This window comes from Halorubrum halodurans (assembly GCF_002252985.1).
Classification (GTDB): Archaea; Halobacteriota; Halobacteria; order Halobacteriales; family Haloferacaceae; genus Halorubrum; species Halorubrum halodurans.
This window is the reverse complement of record NZ_NHPJ01000059.1, coordinates 34,928-57,952: the sequence shown is the minus strand read 5'-3', so window position 1 is coordinate 57,952 and position 23,025 is coordinate 34,928. Positions and strand designations below refer to the sequence as shown.

Below are 23,025 nucleotides of genomic sequence, written 5' to 3'. Positions count from 1 at the left end.
TCTTTCATTAATAATTCTTATTAAAATATACCCCTTTTTTCGCAGTTGATTTAATAAGACTGTAGCAGTTAGTGGGGCATAATGACCCCATCCGACGATGATTCACAGACAGACCAAGGTGGACCACCGAGTCAAACACATAATCATGAACCGGGATCGCAGCACAGTCATGACACCAAACAACACACGAATGACATCGATGAGTCCTCGCTATCACGGGAACAGGGGACCGTTACACGGTTCGCAGTGCCTGAGATGGACTGTCCCTCGTGTGCGGGGAAAGTTGAGAATAGCGTCAAGCGGCTAGACGGAATCAACGACCTAAATCCACAGGCAACGACGGGAACCCTGACCGTCTCCTACGACGACGAGCGAACGAGCGCTACTGCAATAGCCGAGCGGGTCGAAAAGGCAGGGTATACAGTCGAAGACGAGAGCGAGACATCGATCAAACTCACCGTTCCGGAGATGGATTGTGCCTCGTGTGCCGGGAAGATCGAAAACGCACTGAAGAAAACGGGAGTCACGACGTATGAAACCCGGCCGACGACCGGAACCGTCGTCGTCACGTTTGAGTCATCGCGAGTGAAGGAAGCTGATGTCATTAAGGCGATCGAAAGTGCGGGGTACGGGGTCACAGAGACGAGAACCGACAAATCAGGAGATCACAAAGCGGGCGGAGAACGTGAGAGTATCTGGACCAGTTCGCGCGCACTCAAGACGTGGGTGAGCGGGGGATTCGTCGCCCTCGGCTTACTCTTCGAGTTCTTCCTGACCGGCCAGAATATACAGATCGCAGGTCTCCTCGGTACGGAGCTACTGGTTGCCGACGTATTGTTCCTGATTGCAGTGGCCACCGGTGGCCAAGAGATCCTTCGCAACGGCTACTACTCGGCGCGGAATCTGAACCTCGATATCGATTTCCTGATGTCGGTGGCTATTCTCGGCGCACTCGTTGCGAGTCTCGTCTTCGGTGAGGCACTCTACTTCGAGGCCGCCACCCTCGCGTTCCTATTCAGCATCGCGGAACTGCTGGAGCGGTACTCGATGGATCGCGCCCGGAACTCCCTCCGCGAGCTAATGGATCTTTCGCCGGACGAAGCGACCGTCAAACGTAATGGTGGCACGGAGACGATCCCCGTCGACGAGGTCGCCGTAGGAGACATCGTCGTCGTCAAGCCGGGGGAGAAAATCCCGATGGACGGAGCCGTCGTCGACGGTGAAAGCGCCGTCAATCAGGCACCGATCACGGGTGAAAGCGTTCCTGTCGACAAGACGGCGGGCGACGAAGTGTACGCCGGCACCATCAACGAAGAAGGGTATCTCGAGGTGGAGGTCACCTCCGCGGCCGGTGAGAACACGCTCTCCCGCATCGTGGAGATGGTCGAAGACGCGCAGTCGAACAAGACCGAACGCGAACAGTTCGTCGAGCGCTTCTCTGCGTATTACACGCCAGTCGTCGTCGTCTTCGCAGTCCTGACGACAGTGGCAAGCCCGTACGTCCTCGGTACGACCTGGTCTACGGCCGTCGTCTACGGGCTGACGCTGCTGGTGTTGGCCTGTCCCTGTGCGTTCGTCATCTCGACACCTGTCTCAGTGGTGTCGGGAATCACCAGCGCCGCGAAGAACGGGGTTCTGATCAAGGGCGGCAATCACCTCGAAGCGATGGGCGCCGTTGACGTCGTCGCGTTCGACAAGACGGGAACGCTCACGAAAGGCGAACTCACCGTCACGGACGTCGTTCCCCTAAACGGGAACTCGGAGGAGGACGTGCTCCGGTGTGCACGGGGACTCGAACAACGGAGTGAACACCCCATCGGTGAGGCGATCGTCGCGGAAGCCGGTAGCGCAGGGGTCGACGAGCGCGAGGTCGATGACTTCGAGAGCATCACCGGAAAGGGTGTTCGCGCCAATCTTGACGGGACTCCCCACTTCGCCGGTAAACCGGGGCTGTTTGAAGAGTTAGAGTTCGACCTGTCACACGTTCACGCGACGACCGAGGGGGGTGTCGTGACGCAGACAGCCCGGCAGCTGTGTGACCGGAACAATTGTCTCGATCTCCTCGAAGAGACCGTTCCCGAACTCCAAGCAGAAGGCAAGACCGTCGTTCTCGTTGGGACCGAAGACGAACTCGAAGGCGTCATCGCGGTTGCCGACGAGATTCGGCCGGAAGCGAAGCGAACGGTGGCGCGATTGAAGCAGCTCGGTGTTGCCCGAACGGTGATGCTGACGGGTGACAACGAGCGGACCGCCCGCGCGATCGCCGATCAGGTCGGCGTCGACGAGTACCACGCAGAACTCCTTCCGGAGGACAAGGTAACCGCGATTGAGGAACTCGTCGACGAGTTCGACGGCGTCGCAATGGTCGGTGACGGCATCAACGACGCCCCGGCGCTCGCGACGGCGACGGTGGGGGTCGCAATGGGTGCGGCCGGGACGGACACCGCGTTAGAGACGGCCGACATCGCTCTGATGGGCGACGACCTCGCGAAGCTCCCGTACCTCTACGAACTCGCGAACGACGCGAACGGCGTCATCCGACAGAACATCTGGGCGAGCCTCGGAGTGAAGGCCGGACTGGCGCTCGCGGTCCCCTTCGGGTACGTTCCGATCTGGCTCGCTGTCCTCGCCGGGGATGCCGGCATGACGACCGCGGTGACCGGAAACGCGATGCGACTCTCGCGGATCCGTCCTGCGATTGACGATAGAGACACGGTGCCCGACAGCTAACCATCCTTCATCATTCGATACGATGTCACCCATACGCACGAGCACGACGACGACAGTGGTGGCCAGCGTCGAAGTACAGAGCGGAGTAGGCGACGGTTGGCGTTCGTGGCCGTCATCAACTTCGTCGGCTTCGACATCGAGCTTGGCGAACCTACTGACAACGAAACCAGCCTCGTCGGGACGATAAATCACTCTCACAAACGATGTCCCACGCAGCATCCAATCGAATATTCGAGGTGTTAGACGAGACGAACGAGAACCTCGTTGCGATTCGCGTCGGGCGGGGGACGAGAGCAGGCTATCGAGACTGTACTCGCTTCTCGTCGAAAAAAGCGACCAGCACGAACACATCCACGTGTACGAGGAAGTTCCAAACTGGAGTTTCAGGACGTTTCTCACACACCTCCACGGGGTCGTTCCCGATCTGCGATACGGTCCCGACTTCGACATCGACCGGTACGCAGCAGTCGGCAATTCGAGGTGGGCGAAGCTGCTCTTCGACTGGTGGCGTGTCGTCCGGCCGATCTGGCCGGTCGCGCCCGACGAGATGCGATATTTCGACAGTACCGAGCGCGAGAGAGCACTCGACTGGTTTTCCGAGAAGGGATGAGTGATAGATAGGATTCGGTTCCCGTACCACAAACAGCACGTTCCTGCCCCGGAAGATTGGCATCCCAGCGTATGAGATACGTCTCAGCCGTGAGTTTCGATGAGGAATCAACAGTCCCACCGTAGTACGGCAAGCGAGAAGTGGTCACACGACTGCGAGGAGCGCATCCGAAGCGGCGCTGACGATCGCTTCCCAGAGGCTGTTGTGACCGAACACCGCTTCCGGGCCGGTCGCTATCCCTAAAATCGTATCCACCCCGAAGAACCCAAACAGTGCCGCCCCGGCGTAGTGGGCCTTCCGGACGTCGAAGCGGTGTGAGAACGTGTGGAAAAAGTACGCATTCGCAAGGCTCACCGGGATGATGACCAACATTTCGCCTGCCCAGATGGCAGCACTAGCCCCGTACTGTGCCGCCAGCCCGATGGTGACAAGCTGGGTCTTATCGCCGAACTCCCCGGCAGCCATCATCGCGAAGATGGTGAGGAACTCGCCCAGTTGCCCGCCAATTGAGTAGCCGAACGCTTCGAACTCCGGGTTGATGTCCGTGATTCGTGTCCCGACGACGCCACCATCCGTTTGAGTGCCGCTCTCGACTGGGACGTTGTGCCCACCAGGGGCTGACCGGACGAGTAACACCGCGAACAGCAGGAAGAGCGCCGCCGTAATCCCGTCGAGGACGACGCCCGGGAGCGCCTGCTGGAGCGCCTGACCGAACAGGATCTCGAGGACGGTCCAGCCCGCGAACGCTGTCCCAGCCGCCGCGACGACCACCAGTGGTTTGAACCGGGTCGAGAGCCCGGCGATGATGAACTGGACCTTCTCGCCCGGCAGGACGGTGAGCTGCGCGATGGCCGCGATTACGACGATCTCCAGAAACGGCGTCATGCGTCACCCCGGTGGTCCACGCTCACCGAGTCGTCGACGTCGTTCAGGGAGGTCACGCGGATCGACGTCGCAACCTCTTCGGGAATGGCTTGCTCAGTGCCGTCGACATCCAGAGTAATCATGCCGAACGGGGCGACATCGACAATATGAACAGCTGTGCCCGGCGTGATCCCGACATCGGCCAAGTACGCAAGATCATCCTCGTTGCGATCGCTAACGCGAGTGATGACCACTCGATCGCCGACCTCACAGGCTGACAGGGGTGTCATGGGGTCCTGATTCGGTGGCTCTAGATCTTCACCTGGAATCGGATCGCCGTGGGGGTCTCGCCGGGGATTCTCGAGTGTCTCGGCGAGCCGCCGTTCGAACTCCTCGCTGATGTGGTGTTCGAGTCTGTCGGCTTCCTCGTGGACCTGCTCCCACGGGTAATCGAGGTGGTCGGCCAGATAGGTTTCGAGGAGCCGGTGATGCCGAAGTACTTCGACCGCAACAGTGCGGCCCTTGTCAGTGAGCTCGCACCCCTGGTACGGTTCGCGTGTGATCAGTTCCTGGTCTTCAAGACGGTCGAGCGTACTCGTGACCGTTGCTTGTGCCTTGTCAAGCCGGTCGGCAATGGCAGACGTCCCAACCGGTGGACCCGCTTCCTGCTGGAGATGGTAGATCGTTTTGAGGGTGTCTTCGATAACTGGACTCGGAGACATTTGGGTCATAATTTAGCCTACCCTAATTTAATACTTTGGCTGTACGCGAAAGTGCCAAATATACCAGATTTCTGAAAGGGAATAGTAGAACGTGTCCCATTACCCGCAGGTGAGATATATACACTGAGAGAAAGCTCTAAAAAATGGATTGAACAGGAAGCCTACAAACACATCCTCGTCGAGTTGGCACTTCCGAGGCGTAATCGAGAGGGCTGGCCCGGAGAGTAGGTAGCGGGGCTCGCGATGGGCACAAGAGACAGACTGTTGTGTACGGGTCACAAAACGACGATAATGGTACAGAGAGGTTATGAGAAGAACACAGACGGTGGCGAACCAAACTCTCGCAAGAGGTTGATCCGTCTGTTTGTCTTGGTTCCGGTCGGGATCGGCCTGCTTTCACTGGTCCCGACGGCTTCCGCTCACGGTGCCGCAGAGTCGTCAGCACTCTCACAATCGCACGGGTTGGCGATCGCTGGTATCGGTGCCCTCGGAGTTGGTGCGCTCGTCTTCCTCAAGCGAAGCAAGCGGATCTCGCCGAGAACCGCTCTGTACGGAATTGCGGTCGGCATCGGTGTTGCTATCGCCGGCGCGATCATCTTCGAAGGCCTGGCCCCGGATCCGACGTATCAGGCGGGATCGATGCCGTTCCCGCGGTCGTGGTATCAGCCGCTCGCGATCGGAACCGGCCTGTTGGTCGTGGTCGCGAGTTTCATCACTGGACTCGTGCGATGGACGACACGTCCCCGGTACATGGCTCTCGGCATGCTGCTCGGTGGCTGGATACTGTACCCGTATCTACTGCCCGGATTCAGCGGCTACACCAACCCGATCGGGTACGGGATCGTCCTCGCAACACCACTACTCGTCGGCTACATTCTCTGGAACGACGTTGGCACGGCACTGTCGACGATCCTTCGGGACCCGGTGGCGCGTCGGTTCGGATTCAGCGTCGGAGCCATGGTGAGCCTCTTCTTTATGGCGACGACGGGATACCTATCCTTCTTTAGTGAGGAGGGCGCTCCGCAAGAGACGACCGTGGCGGTCCTGAACGTACTGTATCAGATCGTGCGATGGCCCACCCTCGAGATCCTGCTCCCCGACGTTCCGTTTTTCATCGCGATCTCTCCCGGTGTAGTCATCGTGCTCGGACTTCTCGGCGTCCTCGTGGGGTTGAACGCGGCCGCCGTCGCTCACTCGTGGCGTCTCGATCAGCAGGCGGGAGCGACACAGAGCACGGCCGGGACGGCGACGGTCGTCGGTGCGTGTACGTGTGGGTGTTGTGGCCCCCTCGTCTCCCAAGTCGCTGTCATCGCGGCCGGCCCGACGATCGCGGCGCCGATATACTGGATCTTCGTCGATTCGGCGTCGCCGCTCAGTTCGATATTCCTGTTAGGGAGCATCGCACTGTTCACCGGAACGCTCGTGTATTCGATCGACTCCCCGACGCCCGTCCGGCAGGACGCGTCTGAGCTCAGTGCGGGAGTCACCGAGTAAACATCCCGGCCACGTCGATCCTCGGCTGCTGATCGTTCATCGAGACTTGTTGAAAACGAAGTATGGACAACCAGGGGTGGTAACCGAATGAGGACGCTTCAGACGGAGTGACACTGTGAGTTTGGGGGCGGTGCCGGACAGGGCCGCTACGGACTACCGCGGAATTCGCCGTGTTTCATCCCGAAGAAGTACGCGACCACCGAGAACGCGATCATCGAGGGGAGAACCATCATGAAGACGGTCGAAGGTGCCATCACGGCGGTTAGCGCGACCGTTGCGACGGCGACGATCACGGCGAGCGGAGCCACCGAGCGCACGAAGTCGAGCTCCATGGTTGTAGTAGTGTCTAGACAAGAATAGTCCTTTAGAAACAGAAACGAGTCGGAGTCGGGTGACGACCGCACCGATTGGATCGACGACGTCCGAATAATAGATGGCCACTCTTCCACGTCAGTAGGGCGATTCGGATCCGAGGTCCGTCGGCGACCGTACCTCGCTACCCGAGGAGTTTCCGTCGAGTGTTTACGGCGAGCAACCCACCACTGGCAATGACCGCGGCCGCTGCCGTCAGCGGATTGAAGAACCCGACGGCCAACGCCGCGAGCGCGATACCGTTGTAGGAGAACGCGAGAAGATTGTTCTGTTTCACGCGACGGCGAGCCGCTCCCGCGAGGTCGAACGCGGTTTCGACGGAGCGGATGTCGTTATCGACAATCGCAATGTCGGCGGCGTCGGCGGCCAACGCCGTCCCGCCGCCCAGCGAGATGCCAAGATCGGCGGCGGCGAGCGCTGGGGCGTCGTTGGTGCCGTCACCGACCATCGCAACCTGCCCGTCGGATTTGAGTCGCCGGATCGTCACCGTCTTCCCCTCCGGCGGAACCGTCGCAAAGACGTGCGTCACGGCGTCGTGTCGCTTGAAGAAGTCCGTCGCCTCCTCGTCGTCGCCGGTCAGGACGACGACCTCCGTGCCTCGTTCCCCGAGCCGAGAGACGGTGTCGTCCCAGCCGTCCCGCGGCTCGTCGCCGACGACTATCAGCCCCTCTGCCGCCCCATCACGACCGATCACGACCGGCAACTGACCGAATCCCCGAGCGTCGGCGATCCGCGACCGGATGTCGTCGTCGACCGTCCACCCCTGTTCCGCGAACAGATCGAGGTTCCCAACGAGATACGACGTGTCGCCGATCACGCCTTCGATACCGGACCGGTGGTTCGTGAACTCCCGTATCTGACCGACGCCTTCCGTTCCGACCGCGTCGTCTGCCGAGTCCAACTGATCCTCCGTGTCGTCGCCCCCGTCCTTGTCGGCGAAGGCCGTCACAATTGCGTTCGCGGCGGGGTGTGACGCCCATTGTTCGAGTTCGGCGACGGCGTCGAGCAACTCGGGGGGCGCGTCCGCTTCGATCACCTCCATCTCTCCGGTCGTGAGCGTTCCCGTCTTATCGAAAACGACGATGTCGACGTCGCGGAGCCGTTCAAAGACCGTTTCGTCGAAGATGATGATCCCGCGCCGGAGCGCACTGGAGAGGCTCTTCGCGACCGACAACGGCGTCGCGAGTCCGAGCGCCCACGGCGAGCCGGCGAGGAGGACCAACAGCGCGAGCAGGGCAGCGTCGGGCGGGGCCATCCCGAATGCGAGCGCCCCGACGCTGCCGACCGTGACGGCGGCTCCGACGACGAGGAACACGGCGTACGACGCGAGTTGATCGGCGTGCCGCTGGACCCCATGCGTCGCGCTCTGTAAGTCCCAGACGGCGGTCGTTATCCGGTCGATACTACTCGTCACGTCCGGGCCGACGCGGACCAACGCAGCGCCGTCCGTGACGATCGACCCCCCGATCACGTCGTCGCCGGCGCGTTTCACCACCGGAAGCGACTCACCGGTCACGATCGCTTCGTCGACGGTACAGCTGTCTTCGACGAGTTCACCGTCGACCGGCACGCGTTCCCCCTGTCGAACGAGGACGACGTCACCCGCCTCGAGGTCCTCGACGCGAACGTCCTGAGTGGTTCCGTCTGAGTCGTACGTCCGCGCCTGCTCGACCTGCGATATCGTGAGCTCGGTGAGCCGGTCGAGTGCGCGCTGTTTGATCGACGACTCGTAGAACACCATCGCGGTGACCGCAGCCGTCACGACGATCGCGAGGTCGTAGAAGATATCATTCTGTCCGAGGATGACGGCGGCCGTACTGTACAAATACGCGCTCACCGCGGTGATCGCGACCAATAGGTCGGTGTTCGGCCGACGCATTTTCAGACTGATGTACGCACCCCGCAACACCGGAAGCCCGGTGAAGACGAGGATGATCCCGGTCATCACGAAGTAGAGTCGGAGGAACACGAACGCGCCCTGACTGTCCAGCCGGAACGCGCCCTCGAATATCGCGAGCGCTTGCCAGTCGAATATTGACGCGAGTTGCGCGGGATACAGAATCGCGACGTACGGGACCAACAGGAACGCGCCGAAAAGGAAGCCAACGGAGTACCGCATGCCCAGAAGTTGATCGTCTCGCCGCTTTCGAATGCCACCCATCTCCCGCGACCGGCGCGTCGTTCCGCCGGCTGTATCCGCCTCTGTCGAGGCGTCGTCACGGAGGTATGCTGTGTACCCGAGTGTACTCAACGCGTCACGCAGTGTCTCCTTCGAAACGGTAGCCGGATCGTGGTCGATTCGGATCGTCTCGGTAACATAACTTGCCTCGGCGGAGATGACTCCCGATTGGGTTTCGGCGAGCGACTCGAGATACGCTTCACACGTCGCGGAGTACATCCCGTCGATCCGGAGAAACGTCTGCGAACCGTCCGAATCGGGCAGCACATCCTCTTCCTGTATCCTCTCGCTCTCAGATGCGGCTTGGGTGTCGTCATGGGAACCGGTCGCTCCGAGTGTCGTGTACACGTCGTGACACCCGCTCGAACAGAACGCCTGCTCACCAGGAGCCTCAAAAGCGGATGACTGAATCGATCGACCACACAAGGAACACTTATCGCTCATTTTGCGACGGACGTGACCCGTTTCCCCAGTCGGATAGCACGCAGACTCAAGCGGACATCACAGTACATAGTTTATGAATATAGGAACAGTGGAATTGTAAAGAGACAGTTAGTCATAGTAACGTATGAATGTCGCGTTTATGTGGCTATCGCTATCTATCGAACAGAATATCGTCCGAAGGTCGATGTGAAATTTGTTAGTCACATCTATAATCAGACGGTGTATCCGGTAGTATCCGACCACCACCCTTCCTCAGGCTCGTCCTGTATGATTTGTTTATCGTATCACCCGCAGACATCGGTGGTTCGTATTCGTTGACGGATCGCCAACGTGGCTCGGCGGTTGCGCTCGGACAGGTAGACCTCTCTCGCAGGGGGCTGGGTTCCATGTCGACGACGGGTCGCAGGCGTCGCTGGCCGGCGAGCGGGCGCTCGCGAGCATCGAGCGCGTCAGCGACGATCTACAGGAGAAGGTCGACCAGTTCGAGGAACGTGAGGACGCGCTCCGTGAGCGGTTCCAGGACGCGATGAGCTGAACCGCGAATTGTCTTAGCTCAGCTGTTTTCAGTTGCCCACTCGAGTAACGGCTCCAGTCGCGTTCGAACCTCGTCGCCATCGTCGGTCAACGCATATTCGACACGCGGCGGGATTTCATTATACTGCGTCCGTGAGACGATCCCTGCCTCCTCAAATTCGTCGAGGCGTTTCGAGATTGTCGAGGTACTCGCCGTTGGGAGGTGCTCCTCGATCTCCGCGAACCGCAGTGAGTCGTGTGCGCCGATGATGCTGACGAGTTGCATCGCGTATTTCCGGCTCAACGTGTCGATAACTCCTGTGAGCGGACAGTAGCACGTCCCCTCGACATCGCACGCGGGCGCTGATGAAGTAGTATCTGCCATAGCTTCGTAGCCTCCAACCTACTCTATAGCTTTGGACTCTGGAGTATAAGAACTTCCCGTCGTAAAGTATAGACACAGATGGCCCAGACGTCCGACTATGATCTCGTGATTCTCGGCGGTGGCGCCGCAGCCTTCGCCGCGATCACTGAAGCGAGCCGCCGAGATCTTTCAACGGCGATGGTGAACACCGGCCTTCCCATCGGCGGGACGTGCGTGAACGTCGGCTGTGTCCCGAGTAAGCATCTACTCGCCGTCGCCGAGAGTGGCGCTGCAGCGTCGGAGAATCCCTTCGACGCCGTCACATATCCCGAAGAGCCGACTGTCGACTGGGCCGACGCCCTCGACGGCACCAACGAACTCGTCGAGCGGTTCCGGCAGGAGAACTACGTCGACGTCGCTGAGCGCTTCGAGACCGACATCTACGAGGGCTATGGCCGGCTCGTCGACGACACGACCATCGAGGTCGTCGACGGCGCCGACGAGGGCGCGCGCATCACTGGAGAAAAGGCTCTCGTCGCGACCGGGAGTTCACCGTGGGCACCACCCATCGACGGCCTCGACGACATCGACTACTACACGAGCGAGACAATCCTCGAGGAGCGCGACCTTCCCGAGAGTATTCTGATAGTCGGCGGCGGGTACATCGCGCTGGAGTGGGGCCAGATCCTCCACCGTGTCGGCGTCGACGTAAGGGTTCTCCAGCGCTCCGGTCACGTGCTCTCAGGTATGGAAGGCCAGCTCGGCCGGGAGATGGAACGAGCCTTCCGCGAGGAAGGGATCGACATCATGACCGGTAACGACTTCCAGCAGGTTCAGGGTGTGGCTACCGACAATAGTGCTGACTCTGGTCAGCAGGGCGTCGCTGTGGAGACTGTCATTGAGGGCGATAAACGAGCGTTCACCGCCGAGGCGTTGTTCGTCGCGACAGGCGTCCAGCCCAACAGCGAGGACATCGGCTTGGAAGCAGTCAGCGTCGAGACCGAATCCGATGGCGCGATCCACGTCGACGAGCATTTCCAGACGACCAATCCCGACGTCTACGCAGCGGGCGACGTGATCGGCGAGCCCGAACTGGAGACGGTCGCCGCCAAGGAGGGCAATCACGCCGTCAAGAACGCCTTCGGCAACGAGGGCGTCAGCATCGACTACGATACAGTCCCCGCAGTCGTGTTCACCAGCCCGGAAGTCGCAGCCGTCGGGACGACAGAACGCGAGTATATGGACGAGCACGGCACCTGTTCGTGCCAGACCATCCAGATGGCGGATGTCCCGCGGGCGAAGGCAGTCAAGAACACGGATGGCCTCGTCCAGGTCGTCAAACACCACGAGACCGACGAGATCGTCGGCGTCCACATGGTCGGGCCGCGTGCCGCCGACATGATCATGGAAGCCACGCTGGCTGTGAGGTTTGGGCTGACTGTCGACGACATCATCGACACCGTCCACCCGTTCCCGACGTTCAGCGAGGCGTTCAAACACACCTGTCAGGCGTTCCGACGGGACACGTCGACAATGAGCTGCTGTATCGAATGAATCTCACTCCGGGTCGGCCGGCGCAGTACTGCGGAGGAGCATCGTCTTCACGCGACCGACCCCATCGAAATCACGGAGCCGATACACGAGTTCCCGCACCCGCGCCGCATCGCCATGACAGAAGACGGTCTCTAAACACCACTCGCCCTGGTGGGTGTGGCTCATCGTCTCGATGACGTCCTGAAACTGGTGCTGGGCAGTATGGAGATCGTGAATCACCTCGTGGTGCTGGTAATCGAACGCCAGTACAGCGACGACCTCACCCGAAACCTCTTCGAGTTGTGAGTGCCCCTCGATGTATTCCTGCATCGCTTCACGAATCGCCCGCGAGCGGGAATCCAACCCCTCAGCCTGCCACGTCTCGTCGAACTCCTCGAGAATGTCCTCAGACACGTTCAAGCTCGTGCGCATACTCCCCAATTGATCCCCTACTGTCTTGACCCCTCGATTATTACGGGACCCCCGTTTCAGTCTTAACAACCGCTATACAACGCAGGGATAGAGAGATAGATGAATGCTCCACGGCGAGGCGTTACCAGTATTGGTCGGCGCGATTGCTCTCGGATTTGTACACGGCATCGAGCCCGGACACGGATGGCCGGTCGCTGCGAGCTATGCGCTCGATCAATCCAACAAGTGGCTCTACGGACTCGCCAGCAGCTTGCTAATCGGCATCGGCCACCTCATTAGCAGTCTGGCGATGGTCGGCGTGTTCTTTTACGCGAAATCCTATTTTCGGTTGACGCAGGTGAACGAGCCGATCTCGATTCTTGGCGGCGTTTCCATCGGCGGTCCGGTCAGCATCGTCGCAGGCATCTTACTCATCGGACTCGGGATTCGAGAGTACACACACGGCCATTCTCACCAGCACGAGGACGACCACGATGGGCATACGGAGGAGCAGTCGACCCACCACAGTCACGGCACGTCACCCACGCACGAACACGCCCCGGATGGGGTTCTTACCTGGGTGAAAACTCGGCTTGGAGAAATCAGAGGGCACTCCCACGAGCACAGGACCGATCCGGCTACTGACGCCGACCGCGGGCTACTCGGAATCGCCTGGTTCGCATTCGTCCTCGGGTTCGCTCACGAAGAAGAATTCGAGATTATCGGCCTCTGTGCCGGTTCGACGTACTGTCTGGAGCTGATGACTGCGTATGCGCTGACGGTCATCGTCGGCATCGTCGGGTTAACGATGCTCCTCATCGCCGGCTTTCAGGAGTACGAAGAAACGGTGGAGAAGTACACACCGTACCTGCCGCTGTTCTCAGCGATCGTCCTCGTCGTCATGGGACTCGGCTTCATCGCCGGCGTCTTCTGAATCACGCCGAACGCTCTCCACCGTCCCATTCTCAGTGAGGTCAATAAGCGCGCGATTTAGCAGTTTCCGGAGGACGAACTCCTCGTAATGCTGTGTTGCACAGTACTCGCACGGCTTCATTTCTCGTGCCACTGCCTCGATCTCGTCGCCGTGCTCCCCATAGAGCGTCTCGACGAGTCCTGCTAATTCGGCTGTCGCGGTTTCCTGCGCCCCAGCGAGCGTCTGCTCGGCGTCCTCTGGAAGGTCATACGAGAAAATCCGCGTGTTCGACTTGTAGAACTTCCGCGTCCCGCCGCCAGCTTCCTCAAGACGGGCGATCTCGACCATCCCGGCGTCCTGCAGGACGTTCACGTGGTGGCGCACCGTCGTCTCGGCCTTCTCCTCACCGCGACGATGCAGTTCGTCGTGGATCTCCTCGATCGTCATTTCCTCGGTTGCGAGCATATCGAGAATCTTCGCCCGGACGTCGTTCTCCAACGCTTTCGCTTTCTCCGGGGCCGTCGTCACGACTTCACGGATCGGCACGTCGGATTCGAGGAGCGCCATTCTTGTGAGGACGTAGGGGAACGACGATAGTAAGAGTAACGCTACACATTCAATAGCAGTCTTAGTTGTTCGATACCGCTATAATACTAGTCGTAATGGTTATCCACTTCGCTGGTTAACTAGCGACCACGATGGGAACGACACACGAACAATTCAACGTCGGGGGAATGTCCTGCTCCTTCTGTGCCGAGAGTATCAAGAAGGCCTACAGCCGGACCGACGGCGTCGAGGACGTCGACGTAAGTCTCGCCCACGAGGAGGTCCTCGTCCAGTACGACGATGACCGCCTGAGCGAGGTCGAGGTGAAGGACACGCTTCGGGATCTCGGCTACACCATCCGAGATCCGGACAAGGCGAAACGATACGAGCAGCAGCAGGCCGAACTCGCCGACGGGAAGCGCCGTCTCCTCATCGCCGGCGGCGCATCTATCGTTGTCGCTGCCCTGATGGGGTGGATGATTCTCGTAATGGGACGCTTCGAGTCAGCGTCACCGGCGATGGATCTGGTGGCCGTTGGGCTGGCCCTCGGGACGATGTTCGGTCCCGGTCGCTACATCAAACAGAAGGCGTTCCAGAGCCTTCGCCGGGGGATCTTCAACCAGCACGTCCTCCTAGAGGCGGGCGCCTTCGCAGGGCTCCTCGGTGGGTTACTCGGCCTGTTTGTCTTCCCAAGCTTCCCGACCGTCCACTTCTTCGCCGTCTCCGTGTTCATCACCACCTATCACATCCTTTCGGAGTACACCAGCCTCATCGTCCGCACGCGGTCCTCGCAGGCCGTGCAGAACCTGCTCGACCTCCAGCCCGACACGGCACGCCGCATCGGTGAGGACGGTGACGTCGAGGAAGTCCCCCTCGACGGCCTCGACGTCGGCGACTACGTCCGGGTCAAGCCCGGCGAGAACATCCCCGTAGACGGTGAGGTCGTCGAGGGTAAATCCACAGTCGACGAGTCGGTTGCCACCGGTGAGTCCATCCCCGAGGAGAAGGGGAAGGGCGACGGAGTGATCGGCGGCAGCGTCAACGAGACCGGGACGCTGCTCATCAAGGTAACTGCAACGGGCGAGGACGCATTCCTGAACCAGGTGGCCCGCGAAATCGAGGAAGCACGCGCTATGAAGCCCGGCATCATTCAGCTCGCCGACCGCGTCCTCAAGTACTTCGTCCCAGGCGTCTTGACGATTGCCGCGCTCTCGTTCCTCTTCTGGGTGGTCGCACCGCTTGCGTGGGGTGCAGCCCCCAACGTCCAGCGCGGGCCGTTCGCAGCGCTGGCGGTCCTCGTGCTCGGCTATCCATGTGCCCTCGGGATGGCGACACCGCTCGCGCTAATTCGGGGCGGCGGGAAGGCCGCTGACCGAGGCATCCTGATGCGCTCCGGTGACGCCTTCCAGATTTTCCCCGACGTCGACCACATCGTGCTGGACAAGACTGGCACGATCACCGTCGGCGAACCCGCCGTCAGTGAGGTCGTCGCCTTCGGTGCCGACGAGGTGGATGTACTCACGACTGCGGCCTGCGCGGAGGCGTTCTCCGAACATCCACTTGCCGATGCGATCCTCGAGGCCGCCGACGAGCAAAGCTTCGAGTACGGAGACCCCGACGCCTTCGATTCCGTGACCGGCAAGGGCGTCCGGGTAACCGTGGCCAGCGACGACGTGCTGGTCGGGAAACCGGGATGGCTCAGCGACGAGGGAATCGACCTGTCGAAGAGGGCCGACGACATTGAGCGACTTCAGGGCCGCGGCCTCACCGTCTCTGGGGTCGTCCGTGGTGGTAACCTAATCGGCCTGATCGGCATCGGCGACGAAATCAAAGCCGATGCCGCCGAGACGATCCGGCGGATGCGCGACGCCGACATCACGCCCGTGATGATCACCGGCGACAACGAACGCACCGCGAACGCGGTCGCCAAAGAGATCGGCATCGGCCGGGTTATGGCCGACGTCCTCCCTGACGAGAAACGCGAGGAGATCGGGCGCCTGCAGGAAGCCGACCACCGCGTGGCGATGGTCGGCGATGGCATCAACGACGCTCCTGCACTCACGCAGGCGGACATCGGCATCGCCATCGGCGCTGGGACCGACATCGCCATCGAGTCGGCGGATATCGTCCTGATGGGTGACCGGCTTGGTGGCGTGATGGACGCCTACGAGATCGGGAACGAGAGCTACCGGAAGACCCGCCAGAACCTCGCGACGGCCTTCGCGTTCAACGGGGTCGGTGTCGCCGCCGCGACGACCGGGCTCGTCCACCCGGTGTTCGCGATGCTCGCGATGGTGCTGTCTGTCTCGGCCGTCCTCGCCAACAGCTTCGCTGGTCAGCTCCTCTCGGGTGAGGGTGTCAACACCGAATTCGCCCTCGACGAACACACCGAGGGCGAGCGGGAAGACGGCCGAGCGGCGGCCGATTAGGCCTTGACGTCGTAGCCAGCCTGTTCGATTGCCGCGTTCACGTCGTCGTCTGCGACTCCATCCTCGAGAACCACGTCGACCGTGTCAGCGTCGTGATTGGCCTCGACCCGACTCACACCGTCGAGGTTTCGCAGGGCGGTCTCCACGTTCTGTTCGCACCCGTTGCACGACATCCCGGTGACGGAGATCGTCTTTCGCTCCATACGGGCCTGTAAACACTCGCGGGGGATGACCATTACGGTAGCTGTTATACCGGTATTATCTCTATTAGAGATGAGGCGTTATCGTCCGGAGAGTTGTTTGTGTCGGCCCCAAAGGGGTGGAGGCTCTTCGAGATGGGAACTACTAACGACGAAGAGAGCGACGAATTCCCGCCAGAGAAGCGGCTTGAAGCATCGAACACGCACCTGATCAAGGCCGGTATCGCGACGATTCCCGATATGGAGACCCTGCAAGAGTGTGTTGCCTACGAGAACGCCCACCAAAATCGAACGCAGATTCTGCGCCGGCTCAAGTGGAAGGCTGAAGAGCTGCGTGAGAACGAAGAGTAAGCTCTGTTCTTAACCAACACCTTCCGCGTCGGTTTCCTTATTGTTGGTTAATCGGCTGTACCAGTACTGTTGGAGCCTTATGAGTTGGACGCCAACTCTGGGAATCGACCGAGAGAAAGAATGCCTAGTGGCCGGAAGAAGCCCGGATATCCCCCTGTAAGAGGGCTGTTCCAAACCGTTATTTAATACCCCGAGAACAACCCTTTATCTGGATAATGAATCCCCTCCTTCTAGGTCACGTCATAATTTTCGCACTATCTGCGATTGCCTGCGTGGCGACTATTCCACAAGCACGGAAGATACAGCATCCGGAGACACGTGAAGGACTGATCGTCTTCCTCGGTTCTGTTGCTCTGTGGTCTGGAGGGTACATTGGCTATCTTCTCGCACCGACGTGTGCGGGGAAACTCGATTTCTATATATTTGGCTTCATCTTTGCGTTCGTCGCCGTTGGGGCCTGGCTCTACTTTTGTGCTGCATATACCGGTCGGCCACCTCGACACGCCCCATTCCGAAACCTCATACTCGGGACGTTCCTCTTTTTCACCGCTCTCAAAGTCACGAATCCACTCCACAATCTCTACTTTACGACGGAATGGGTCACAGAACCATTCCCACACCTCGTGATCCATCACGAACTGCTCTACTGGATCGTCTTGGGGTTATCATATGCCGCCATCGCTGTCGGATTCTTCGTACTGATGGAGCGGTTCCATCATACTGGGAGTGACAGCCGTCCGCTCGTCGTGCTCGTTGGACTCTCAGGCCTCCCAGCTGTTGCAACGATTATTGGCGGCCAGGTCGACTGGCTGCTCCCATTAATGTATGAGCCGCCTGGCGTCGCCCTCTTCGCCGTTGGAACGCTCTTCTTCTACAGACAACGGTTTGAGGCAATCCGATTAACCGGGGAGTCAGAGAAACCCGCAATCTTCCTCGACCAAGAAACCCGGATTCAGGATTACAATCAAGCGGCTCGCAAACTGTTTCCAACCCTTGAGGATTCCTTTGGCGAACCGCTTGAGGCTGTGAATACCGCACTCGCAGATCATCTCACCAAACAAGATATCCTGACAATTACGCAGGAAGGTGAAACACGGTATTATGACGTGTCGAGCACGCCATTCTTAGCAGGTGAGGTAACGACCGGCCAATTAGTGACGGTTACCGACGTAACTGAACGCGAGTCATATCGACAGCGACTCGAAGAGAAAACCGAACAACTCGAGGCGTTAAATCGCGTGGTTCGACACGATATCCGGAACGATATGACCGTGATTCTCGGATGGGCCGAGATCCTCAAAGACCATATCGATGAAGATGGGGAAGACGCTCTGGACCGAGTGTTACAGAAGTCCCGGCACGTAATTCAGTTCACAGAGGTCGCACGTGAGTTCGTTGAATCACTCTCAGAAGAAGGAACAGCTGAATTAGAAGAAATCCAGCTTCAGCCACTTCTTGACGCTGAGCTCGCTGCAGTACGTGATTCGTTCCCGAACGCGCAGTTTCACGTATCGGGTGAACTCTGCGACGTGTCGGTACAGGCAAACGAGATGCTTTCTTCGGTTTTCCGGAATATCCTCGAGAATGCGGTCCGACACAACGACAAAGAGACCCCTGAGATCACCGTCTCCTGTGAAGAGAACTCAGAGACTGTCCGGTACCGGATTGCAGATAATGGACCTGGCATTCCTGACCAACAGAAAGAACAAATCTTCGGGAAAGGGGAGAAAGGATTGGACAGTCCAGGATCGGGGATTGGTCTATATCTCGTCCATCTCCTGACGGACCAATTCGGTGGTGACGTATGGGTCGAGGACAACGACCCAACTGGTTCAGTCTTCGTCGTCGAACTGCCTATCCATAAACCGTCGAATAAGACGTCTTAGTACTGAATTTCAGTATATCCTAGTCGGCGAGCCGTCGCTTCCAAAAAGTGGGGGTGGCTGCCATACGACTCGCGAGGATCGCCCCTTGAGTCGCCGTTCCGATCAATATCCGGAATGAGTGAGTGCGGACATTCAAATACCGAGTCGGGACCAAACTGAGTGACTCAATCCCCTCAGAAATCATGGGCAAGAAGCTGTACTCAGACGATGAACTCCTCAATCGGCTCCAGAAGTTCGCTGAGGAACTCGGTCGTCCCCCATCGCAGAGTGAGATGGACGATTCAGGACCTCATGCTTCGAAGACGTACGGGAATCGGTTCGAGTCGTGGAATAACGCACTCGAGGCTGCCGGACTTCAAACCGGAACGAATGATCCAGACGGACGACCATCGACGTCCGAAGAGGACCTCCTTACTGATCTCAAATCGGTTGCCGACATCGTGGGAGGAACCCCGTCAGAGCGTGAATACAGTGCTCACGGAAAGTATTCGGTGAAGACATACTGCAAGCGATTTGGAGGATGGAATGCAGCACTACGGGCGGCCGATTTTGAGCCGAACGTTGAAATGAACCTCTCCGAAGAGAGACTCATTACTGCCTTACAGGGGTTCGCTGAGAAACTGGGTCGACCGCCCACAACAGATGAAATGGACCGGAGTGGCCCCTACACCTCGGATTCGTACAAGCGAGCGTTTGGAACCTGGAATCGTGCTCTTCGACAGGCTGAGTTGGAAGTCCACTCCGTATGGGATGTGAGCGAGGAGGATCTGATATCCGAACTCAACCGTCTCGCCGAAGAGCTAGGCCATGTCCCTCGGAAGGATGAAATGCGAAACCAAGGGAAATGGAGTGCAGCAGTCTATCAGGAGCGATTCGGTTCGTGGAATGAAGCTCTCCGAGCTGCCGGCTTCGAGCCGAATGAGCGGTGGCGAATTCCACGGGAGGAGTTATTAGCCGAACTGCGGGCTGTTGCGAATGAGCTGGGCCACCCACCGACAACAACGGAAATGAACGAACACGGGAAGTTTACCATCGATCCGTATCAGCGTGAATTCGGAACGTGGCGAACGGCCCTTCAAGCGGCCGACCCGGACTATCTAGAAAACTACCGTCAGTCAGATACTGAGATAGTTCCGTTTGGCTCGAACTGGCCACAGATTCGTGAGGAGATCATCACCCGTGACAACGAGTCCTGCCTTCGCTGCGGTATGGGCCGTGAAGCTCACCGCGAGAAATTCGGTCGTTATCTCCCGGTTCACCACCGGATTCCTCGACGCCGGTTCTACAACGACCCAGACCAGTCGGTCGACGATGCAGATGTACCGAGTAACCTGCTGACTCTCTGTATCCCGTGCCATCGCCGACTCGAACGGCTGCCAGTCCAACCAGTAGTTGACTAACAAGCGAAGTCCCACGTTCAGCACAAAGGTATCTGCCGGCGAGCAGAGCGTCTACCTCCCGCCGGCGTGACTTCGCGACCTGTTTTTCGTGCCCCAGAGAGGGCGAGGGCTCCTTCGAAAGCTCTCAGAGGTGACTTTCAATGAGTCAACAACAGAGTCCCGACAACGTCTCGATCGACGAGATCCCGGTCGATATCGACAACACGCAATCAGCAGAGGTCGATTCCGCCGACGTCCCCGACGAAATCGAATCCATCACCCGTGGACTCGCCGGTGAGCAGCCGCCGACGAATCCGCTGGTCGTGCTGAAAGCGGCCCGATGGTGGTACATTCACGGCAAGGGCGGCACGGATCCCGCCTTCCAATGGGCCATCGAGTGGGCACGTCACCTTGCGACCGACACCCCCAGTGACGTCGAACGGTTCGACGAGTTCCTCGAGTACCTCGTCTCGGTTGGCTTTGTGGACGAACGCCACGAGCTCCGCTGACCGATAGAGCGGTTTTTTGAACGCCCCTGAGGGGTGCGGCGCGGTCTGAGCAGACGCAGTTGCCGTGAACTTGATTCGGTGAACACAATGGCTACGACCAGTGATTCGTCGGTCTCCTTCGACCAGACCGACACGCGATCCGACGAGATGAACAGTACGATCGAACAGTGGATCGACGACCTCGTCGCCGGCGTCGACGACGCGCAGGCCAGCGCGGAGTTTCAGGAGTGGCTTGACGTCCAGAGTCGCTTCCACGACTACTCGTATCGGAACACGCTCCTGATCAAGCGGCAGTGTCCCGAGGCAACCCGCGTGGCTGGCTACCGGACGTGGCAGGAGGAGTTCGACCGTCACGTCACGGAGGGTGAGTCGGCCATCTGGATCTGGGCGCCAATCATCGCGAAACAGTGCCCGGAGTGCGAGAACTCCCCGAGCTACCACGAGGACAGCGATTGTGAGTACGACGAGACGCCGCCCGAGGAGTGGTCCGAGGGGCTGGTCGGGTTCAAGCCCGCGCCGGTGTTCGACGTCTCCCAGACCGAGGGCGAACCGCTTCCCGACCTGGACACGGAAGCGACTGGGGACGCCGGCGACCTCGTCGAACAGTTGACTGGCGCCGCTGACGACCTCGGCGTGACGGTGCGGATCGTTCCAGCCGAGGAGTGGACCCACGGCGAGGCGAAGGGCATCTGCGAGCAGCTGAGCCTCGTCGACGTTCAGCCGCTCGTCGAGGTGCGTGATCGGGAGAACGAGGCCAACCTCGCGCGGACGCTGATTCACGAGTACGCACACGCCCTGCTCCACTTCGATGTCGACGACGACACCGAGCGGGCGAAACGCGAAGTCGAGGCCGAAGCCGTCGCCTACGTCGTCGGGCGCTACTGCGGGCTCGACACGAGCGGGTCAGCGTTCTACCTCGCTGCGTGGGAGTCGGACGATCCCGAGATCGTTCGCGAGCGCCTCGGCCGGATTAGTCGAACGGCAGAAGAACTCATCGACGTCCTCGAAGACAGACTGTCACAGCTCCAGCGAACCGGACGGTCGACACGTCGAACAGATCCTCGCTCATAGATACCCTGACACGTACGATCGAGAGAAACAGAATCGCTGACACCCCGGCAACCTCGAAGTGAACAGATTGGTGGTCGCTTTCGATCTAACGAAGACGATAACGAGTGTTCACGGGCGCGTTGCTCGTGCGAACCACGTTTCCGGATTCTGTCGCTTGACGCGGAAATTCTGGAGTCCGTCGGCGTCGACCAGATCGAGTAGGAACCCCTGGACTGGCGCAGGGTCGCGATCGCTCACAATAAACAACTCTTCGCCCGAGTCGAGTGCGCGAAACTGAGCTTCGACGCGCTCCTTGCGGGCCTCCGGATCGAGTCCGCGGAGGTCGAGAGCGTCAGCGGGCGGATCGACCGACCAGATCTCTTCGTAGCGCTCGTCGACCGCAACCGCTAATTCCGCTGCGTACTCGGGAAGCGAGTCGGTGCTCGGCTTCGGCGTCGACTGGAGTTCTGGATCGAAGGGGAGCTCCGCGAGCACCGGTAGATCGAGCGCCTCGATGGGGTTGTCACCACCGAACAGGTCGTGTGGCGTGCCGCACTCGTCGCAGACGAACTCCCCCATGTTCGAGACGACGCCGAGGACTGGCACGTCGTTCTCCTCGAACAGCTCCAACGCGCGCCCGGTGTCGGAGACGGCGGCTTGGAACGGCGTGGTGACGAGAACAACACCGTCAACCGGCACCTCCTGAAGGGTTGTCAACGCCACGTCTCCCGTTCCCGGCGGCATGTCGACGACGACGGTGTCCGGGTCGCTCCAGGCGGCGGTCTCGAACAGGTCCGAGAGCGCGTCGTGCGCCATCGCGCCCCGCCACGCGAGCGGGCCGTCGTCCGAGAGCAGCCCGACGCTCATCACCTCCAACCCGTCGACGTCGACCGGGACGGGGTTCCCGTCGTCGTCGCTGTAGACGGGGCCGCTCGCCCCGACGACCTCGGGGACGTTCGGGCCGTAGATGTCGGCGTCGAACAGGCCGACCGAGGGGGCGTCGGCGTCGTCGCGCTCGGCGTCGACCTCCTCGTCGTCGGCCTCCCCGCCCGCATCGTCTCCGGCACCCCCGGCCGCGAGCGCGCACGCCAGCGTCGTCGCGACGGTCGTCTTCCCGACGCCGCCCTTCGTGCTCGCGACCGCGATCACCCGGTCCGCGGTCCCCATCCCCGCAGAGCGCCCGTCGAGGTCCGGGCTCGGATCGACCTGCTCGATCCGCGCGTTCGACACGCCCGGCGCGTCGGAGGCCGCCCGGACCATGGCGGCCGACACTCGCTCGGCCGCGTCACGCGGGAACTCGCGCAGGTCCGCGGTGATCGTCGCGGCGCCGTCGTCGACCGAGACGTCCTCGACGACGCCCGCCTCGAACACGCTCACGCCGGCGTCCGGGTCGCGGACCTTCCGGAGCTCGGCCTCCACGGCGTCGGCTGGCGACTCGTGATCGGTCGGTTCGTCGGCGGCGTGCGCGTCGTCGGGCGTGTCAACGGTTGGGTCTGTCATGGTGGTGTGGTCGGCGTCGGCATTTC

Annotated in this window: 20 protein-coding genes; 11 read left to right on the top strand and 9 right to left on the bottom strand. The window is 60.2% G+C overall.

The window, feature by feature from the left end; genetic code table 11:
* Positions 1–81 precede the first annotated feature (81 nt).
* Positions 82–2,730, top strand: coding sequence for a heavy metal translocating P-type ATPase (locus DJ70_RS05455; protein WP_094530884.1), 2,649 nt, complete (start codon positions 82–84; stop codon positions 2,728–2,730).
* A 355-nt stretch (positions 2,731–3,085) separates the two neighbouring features.
* A complete protein-coding gene (locus DJ70_RS17735; protein WP_241991999.1) occupies positions 3,086–3,340 on the top strand; it encodes a SpoIIAA family protein in 255 nt (84 codons plus the stop codon).
* Between the two features lie 144 nt (positions 3,341–3,484).
* Here DJ70_RS17735 and DJ70_RS05445 read toward each other — a convergent pair whose 3' ends face one another.
* Complete coding sequence (locus tag DJ70_RS05445) at positions 3,485–4,225, bottom strand: TMEM165/GDT1 family protein (protein ID WP_094530882.1); 741 nt, start codon at positions 4,223–4,225, stop codon at positions 3,485–3,487.
* Positions 4,222–4,926, bottom strand: a complete 705-nt coding sequence (locus tag DJ70_RS05440) for a metal-dependent transcriptional regulator (protein WP_094530880.1) — start codon at positions 4,924–4,926, stop codon at positions 4,222–4,224. Before DJ70_RS05440 ends, DJ70_RS05445 begins: the two co-directional genes overlap by 4 nt.
* Before the next feature lie 291 nt (positions 4,927–5,217).
* On the opposite strand from DJ70_RS05440, the gene DJ70_RS05435 reads away from it, so the two are divergent.
* Positions 5,218–6,420 (top strand): hypothetical protein, encoded by a 1,203-nt coding sequence (locus DJ70_RS05435; protein ID WP_094530878.1) that lies wholly within the window; start codon positions 5,218–5,220, stop codon positions 6,418–6,420.
* A 146-nt stretch (positions 6,421–6,566) separates the two neighbouring features.
* Here the strand turns inward: DJ70_RS05435 and DJ70_RS05430 are convergent, their stop codons facing one another.
* The 3 genes from DJ70_RS05430 to DJ70_RS05420 all read right to left on the bottom strand — a co-directional run bounded on the left by DJ70_RS05430 (position 6,567) and on the right by DJ70_RS05420 (position 10,313).
* Positions 6,567–6,752, bottom strand: a complete 186-nt coding sequence (locus DJ70_RS05430; protein ID WP_094530876.1) for a DUF7333 family protein — start codon at positions 6,750–6,752, stop codon at positions 6,567–6,569.
* Between the two features lie 164 nt (positions 6,753–6,916).
* Complete coding sequence (locus DJ70_RS05425) at positions 6,917–9,415, bottom strand: heavy metal translocating P-type ATPase (protein ID WP_094530874.1); 2,499 nt, start codon at positions 9,413–9,415, stop codon at positions 6,917–6,919.
* A gap of 553 nt (positions 9,416–9,968) precedes the next feature.
* Positions 9,969–10,313 carry a winged helix-turn-helix transcriptional regulator gene (locus DJ70_RS05420; RefSeq protein WP_094530872.1) on the bottom strand — a complete coding sequence of 115 codons (345 nt, stop codon included), beginning with the start codon at positions 10,311–10,313 and terminating at the stop codon, positions 9,969–9,971.
* Positions 10,314–10,391: 78 nt separating this feature from the next.
* Between DJ70_RS05420 and merA the strand changes: the two genes are divergently transcribed.
* Complete coding sequence (gene merA / locus DJ70_RS05415; RefSeq protein WP_094530870.1) at positions 10,392–11,846, top strand: mercury(II) reductase; 1,455 nt, start codon at positions 10,392–10,394, stop codon at positions 11,844–11,846.
* Positions 11,847–11,849: 3 nt separating this feature from the next.
* Here the strand turns inward: merA and DJ70_RS05410 are convergent, their stop codons facing one another.
* Positions 11,850–12,257, bottom strand: a complete 408-nt coding sequence (locus DJ70_RS05410; RefSeq protein WP_004048574.1) for a CopG family ribbon-helix-helix protein — start codon at positions 12,255–12,257, stop codon at positions 11,850–11,852.
* A 103-nt stretch (positions 12,258–12,360) separates the two neighbouring features.
* On the opposite strand from DJ70_RS05410, the gene DJ70_RS05405 reads away from it, so the two are divergent.
* Positions 12,361–13,170 carry a hypothetical protein gene (locus DJ70_RS05405; RefSeq protein ID WP_004048573.1) on the top strand — a complete coding sequence of 270 codons (810 nt, stop codon included), beginning with the start codon at positions 12,361–12,363 and terminating at the stop codon, positions 13,168–13,170.
* On the opposite strand, the gene DJ70_RS05400 is transcribed toward DJ70_RS05405, so the two are convergent.
* Complete coding sequence (locus tag DJ70_RS05400; protein WP_094530868.1) at positions 13,117–13,716, bottom strand: ArsR/SmtB family transcription factor; 600 nt, start codon at positions 13,714–13,716, stop codon at positions 13,117–13,119. The two genes, DJ70_RS05405 and DJ70_RS05400, sit on opposite strands and share 54 nt — an antisense overlap.
* A gap of 131 nt (positions 13,717–13,847) precedes the next feature.
* On the opposite strand from DJ70_RS05400, the gene DJ70_RS05395 reads away from it, so the two are divergent.
* Entirely contained in the window at positions 13,848–16,124 is a 2,277-nt protein-coding gene (locus tag DJ70_RS05395; RefSeq protein WP_094530866.1) for a heavy metal translocating P-type ATPase, read from the top strand.
* On the opposite strand, the gene DJ70_RS05390 is transcribed toward DJ70_RS05395, so the two are convergent.
* A complete protein-coding gene (locus tag DJ70_RS05390) occupies positions 16,121–16,327 on the bottom strand; it encodes a heavy-metal-associated domain-containing protein (RefSeq protein ID WP_094530864.1) in 207 nt (68 codons plus the stop codon). The genes DJ70_RS05395 and DJ70_RS05390 overlap by 4 nt on opposite strands.
* A 132-nt stretch (positions 16,328–16,459) precedes the next feature.
* On the opposite strand from DJ70_RS05390, the gene DJ70_RS05385 reads away from it, so the two are divergent.
* The 5 genes from DJ70_RS05385 to DJ70_RS05370 all read left to right on the top strand — a co-directional run bounded on the left by DJ70_RS05385 (position 16,460) and on the right by DJ70_RS05370 (position 21,520).
* On the top strand, positions 16,460–16,675 hold the full coding sequence (locus DJ70_RS05385; RefSeq protein WP_094530939.1) for a hypothetical protein: 216 nt from the start codon (positions 16,460–16,462) through the stop codon (positions 16,673–16,675).
* Between the two features lie 215 nt (positions 16,676–16,890).
* Positions 16,891–18,561 carry a sensor histidine kinase gene (locus tag DJ70_RS05380; RefSeq protein WP_179233978.1) on the top strand — a complete coding sequence of 557 codons (1,671 nt, stop codon included), beginning with the start codon at positions 16,891–16,893 and terminating at the stop codon, positions 18,559–18,561.
* A 182-nt stretch (positions 18,562–18,743) separates the two neighbouring features.
* Complete coding sequence (locus tag DJ70_RS16700) at positions 18,744–19,961, top strand: homing endonuclease associated repeat-containing protein (RefSeq protein WP_143420940.1); 1,218 nt, start codon at positions 18,744–18,746, stop codon at positions 19,959–19,961.
* Positions 19,962–20,101: 140 nt separating this feature from the next.
* On the top strand, positions 20,102–20,449 hold the full coding sequence (locus DJ70_RS05375; RefSeq protein ID WP_094530860.1) for a hypothetical protein: 348 nt from the start codon (positions 20,102–20,104) through the stop codon (positions 20,447–20,449).
* 87 nt (positions 20,450–20,536) lie between these two features.
* Positions 20,537–21,520 (top strand): ArdC-like ssDNA-binding domain-containing protein, encoded by a 984-nt coding sequence (locus tag DJ70_RS05370; protein ID WP_094530858.1) that lies wholly within the window; start codon positions 20,537–20,539, stop codon positions 21,518–21,520.
* Positions 21,521–21,628: 108 nt separating this feature from the next.
* Here DJ70_RS05370 and DJ70_RS05365 read toward each other — a convergent pair whose 3' ends face one another.
* Positions 21,629–22,999 (bottom strand): P-loop NTPase, encoded by a 1,371-nt coding sequence (locus DJ70_RS05365; RefSeq protein WP_094530856.1) that lies wholly within the window; start codon positions 22,997–22,999, stop codon positions 21,629–21,631.
* Positions 23,000–23,025 lie beyond the last annotated feature (26 nt).

Excerpts from the sequence above, each read along its gene's own strand:
- DJ70_RS05385 (WP_094530939.1), top strand. The coding sequence starts at position 16,460 with ATGGGAACTACTAACGACGAAGAGAGCGACGAATTCCCGCCAGAGAAG.
- DJ70_RS05455 (WP_094530884.1), top strand. The coding sequence starts at position 82 with ATGACCCCATCCGACGATGATTCACAGACAGACCAAGGTGGACCACCG.
- DJ70_RS05400 (WP_094530868.1), bottom strand. The coding sequence starts at position 13,716 with ATGGCGCTCCTCGAATCCGACGTGCCGATCCGTGAAGTCGTGACGACG.
- DJ70_RS05390 (WP_094530864.1), bottom strand. The coding sequence starts at position 16,327 with ATGGAGCGAAAGACGATCTCCGTCACCGGGATGTCGTGCAACGGGTGC.
- DJ70_RS05370 (WP_094530858.1), top strand. The coding sequence starts at position 20,537 with ATGGCTACGACCAGTGATTCGTCGGTCTCCTTCGACCAGACCGACACG.
- merA (WP_094530870.1), top strand. The coding sequence starts at position 10,392 with ATGGCCCAGACGTCCGACTATGATCTCGTGATTCTCGGCGGTGGCGCC.
- DJ70_RS05420 (WP_094530872.1), bottom strand. The coding sequence starts at position 10,313 with ATGGCAGATACTACTTCATCAGCGCCCGCGTGCGATGTCGAGGGGACG.
- DJ70_RS05440 (WP_094530880.1), bottom strand. The coding sequence starts at position 4,926 with ATGTCTCCGAGTCCAGTTATCGAAGACACCCTCAAAACGATCTACCAT.
- DJ70_RS05410 (WP_004048574.1), bottom strand. The coding sequence starts at position 12,257 with ATGCGCACGAGCTTGAACGTGTCTGAGGACATTCTCGAGGAGTTCGAC.
- DJ70_RS05365 (WP_094530856.1), bottom strand. The coding sequence starts at position 22,999 with ATGACAGACCCAACCGTTGACACGCCCGACGACGCGCACGCCGCCGAC.
- DJ70_RS05380 (WP_179233978.1), top strand. The coding sequence starts at position 16,891 with ATGAATCCCCTCCTTCTAGGTCACGTCATAATTTTCGCACTATCTGCG.
- DJ70_RS05445 (WP_094530882.1), bottom strand. The coding sequence starts at position 4,225 with ATGACGCCGTTTCTGGAGATCGTCGTAATCGCGGCCATCGCGCAGCTC.
- DJ70_RS05405 (WP_004048573.1), top strand. The coding sequence starts at position 12,361 with ATGCTCCACGGCGAGGCGTTACCAGTATTGGTCGGCGCGATTGCTCTC.
- DJ70_RS05435 (WP_094530878.1), top strand. The coding sequence starts at position 5,218 with ATGGTACAGAGAGGTTATGAGAAGAACACAGACGGTGGCGAACCAAAC.
- DJ70_RS05375 (WP_094530860.1), top strand. The coding sequence starts at position 20,102 with ATGAGTCAACAACAGAGTCCCGACAACGTCTCGATCGACGAGATCCCG.
- DJ70_RS05425 (WP_094530874.1), bottom strand. The coding sequence starts at position 9,415 with ATGAGCGATAAGTGTTCCTTGTGTGGTCGATCGATTCAGTCATCCGCT.
- DJ70_RS16700 (WP_143420940.1), top strand. The coding sequence starts at position 18,744 with ATGGGCAAGAAGCTGTACTCAGACGATGAACTCCTCAATCGGCTCCAG.
- DJ70_RS05430 (WP_094530876.1), bottom strand. The coding sequence starts at position 6,752 with ATGGAGCTCGACTTCGTGCGCTCGGTGGCTCCGCTCGCCGTGATCGTC.
- DJ70_RS05395 (WP_094530866.1), top strand. The coding sequence starts at position 13,848 with ATGGGAACGACACACGAACAATTCAACGTCGGGGGAATGTCCTGCTCC.